Raw genomic sequence first — 1,980 nt, 5'->3', positions numbered from 1 at the left:
GGTGGTGCCGTGGCCCACGCCGGTGGCGCTCAGCGAGCCGAACAGCCGCACGCGGATGTCCGCAGCGCGGGCCAGCACATCGGGCGGCAGGGCCGCGCACAGGGTGCGGAAGTCGTGCCCGGCCTTCATGGGGCCGATGGTATGGGAACTGGACGGGCCGGGACCGGCCTCGAACATGTCGAACAGCGATGTTTCTATGCTTGCGACCAGGGGCTGCATTCCTACTCCCGGCTGTCGTGAAAGAAGGAGGTCCATTCCAGCGCGCCCGCATAGGCCACGGCCAGGTCCGCCTGGGAAAGCCCCATGGCCGCTCCGCTGGACAGCACATCGTCCCAGCGGCCCCGTTCATAGTGCTCCATCAGTTCCAGCCATGGCGCGAAGGGGCCGGTGTGCGCGGTCAAGGCCTCGGTCAGGTCGTCCACCAGCGGCAGCGAACGCAGCAGTTCCGCCAGCGGCAGGCACAGCAGGGGTTCCAGCAACGAGAACAGCCCGAGCATGAACAGCGCCCCCGATTGCGGAACGGGTGGAACGGGCTGTGCCTGTCCCGCCTCCACTTGCCCTGCTCTCACTTGTCCGGCCCGCAACAGGGCACGGGTTGCGCACAATTCCAGAAACTTGGCGCGCAGGGCGGAAACCGCGATGAGTTCGCGCGCCATGGGCCCGGTATCGAATTCGGACAGCACGGTGACGCACAGCCACTGCACCAGGTTGCGCGTGCCCAGCAGTGAGATGCCGTGCTGGATGGACGTGACCTTGACCGGCAGGCCGAAGTGCACCGAGTTGATGTACCGCAGCAGCTTGTACGAAAGGGCCGCGTCGGACCGGACCACCTCGGTGGCGGCCTTGATGTTCACGTCCTCGCGGGCCAGGGTGGCCAAAAGGCGCATCTTGGCCGCCTGCGAACTGTCCAGCCGCCTGCCGTGCACCAGTTCCGGCCTGCTGAAAAAAAAGCCCTGGAACAGCGCAAAGCCCAGCGCCTCGCACTGCCTGTGCGTGGCGAGGTCTTCCACCTTTTCCGCCAGCAGCAGGCACTGGCGGGGGCGCAGACCGGCCACATCGCGGGCCAGTTCCGCCAGCGGGCGGCCCAGCACGTCGATCTTGACGATGTCCGCCAGATCCAGCAGCGCGTCCATGCCGGGCTGCCCCGCGTAGTCGTCCACAACGATCAGGTAGCCCTCGGACTTGAGGCCGGAAAGCGCCAGCAGCACGGCCTCGGTGGCGGGCACCGTTTCCAGCACCTCCACCCCGCACACGTCGGCGGGCAGGATGCGCGGCGTGCCCGCCAGCAGCATGTCCACAGCGAAGTTCACCAACAGGCGCTGGCCCTGTCCAAGGGCCGGACGGGCCATGGCGAAGCCGTCGGCGATGACCGACGCGGTGGCCACGCTGGCATCCACGTCGCCACTGCAACATTCGGGGGAATCGGGACGACGGAACAGCAACTCGTAGCCCCATACCTCTCCCGAGGCGTCGAACACAGGCTGCCGGGCCAGCAGCAACACCGGGCAGCAGGCCGCCCCCCCCCGAACGGTCGTCGAGGCCCCCTGCGCGGAGGTGCCGCGCGGCACGTCGGACGCCGACGTTCCCGCCTCTTGTCCGCTTGCCGCCGACGGAGCGCTGGACGACTGGTCGCCTTCCTCCGCAAGGCCGAGCATAGACCGCATGCGCCTGAGCATGTGTGAAATCCCTTCCCTCCCCCCGCAGTTCCCACGATCCCGCACCTGGGGCGCGGTACCCTGCGGGCCTCCGCAAGGTCGTGGCAAACTGTATGCGGTATGCCGCATGTCGGTCAACACGGCGATACAGCCAGGCAGGAGTGAAAAAAAAGCGAATAATGGCGGCTCAGTGCCGCCCGCCGCGCCCCTTGCCGGGGGTGGCACGGGAAGGGCTTGCGGCGGAGAGCGGCGCGGCTGCGCCCGCGCCTTGATCGAGGCGCAGGGAGCCTTCCAGCGCGGCATCCGGCGCCACGGAAAGGGTCCG

The 1,980-nt window shown here is 68.3% G+C and carries 2 protein-coding genes; both read right to left on the bottom strand.

The genetic code is table 11. The features are described from left to right. A partial coding sequence (locus FVW27_RS14340) for a serine dehydratase beta chain (protein WP_279586638.1) occupies positions 1 to 219 on the bottom strand: 219 nt, incomplete at its 3' end. A 2-nt stretch (positions 220 to 221) separates the two neighbouring features. Next, a complete protein-coding gene (locus tag FVW27_RS14335; RefSeq protein ID WP_167126340.1) occupies positions 222 to 1,676 on the bottom strand; it encodes an EAL and HDOD domain-containing protein in 1,455 nt (484 codons plus the stop codon). Positions 1,677 to 1,980: the final 304 nt, after the last annotated feature.

The organism is Nitratidesulfovibrio liaohensis, from assembly GCF_011682075.1.
GTDB lineage: Bacteria > Desulfobacterota > Desulfovibrionia > Desulfovibrionales > Desulfovibrionaceae > Cupidesulfovibrio > Cupidesulfovibrio liaohensis.
This window is presented reverse-complemented; position numbering and strand designations above follow the sequence as displayed.